Annotated in this window: 1 protein-coding gene; it reads left to right on the top strand. The window is 61.2% G+C overall.

The annotated features are described in order from the left end of the window. Window positions 1-278, top strand: a 278-nt coding sequence (locus tag XcodCFBP4690_RS22215; protein ID WP_146092056.1) for a transposase, incomplete at both ends; no start/stop codon positions are given.

A 278-nucleotide genomic window follows, 5' to 3' on the forward strand; every position in this document is an offset into this window, starting at 1 on the left:
GACGAGCAGGAACGCGCCCAAGTGCGATCGCTGGCGCAGGAAGTTCAGTATGTCACGGGCGAGACGGTGAAACTGGCGTTCGTCGATCAAGGCTACACCGGCGAAGGGCCGGCCGAAGCTGCGCAGGAGGAAGGCATCGAGCTGCACGTCGTAAAACTGCCGGAGGCTAAGAAAGGCTTTGTATTGCTACCGCGCCGCTGGGTCGTAGAGCGCAGTTTCGGTTGGGTCAATCGGTTCCGACGCCTGGCCCGTGATTACGAACGCCTACCGGAAACCCT

The sequence above is a fragment of the Xanthomonas codiaei genome, from assembly GCF_002939785.1.
Taxonomy (GTDB): Bacteria; Pseudomonadota; Gammaproteobacteria; order Xanthomonadales; family Xanthomonadaceae; genus Xanthomonas; species Xanthomonas codiaei.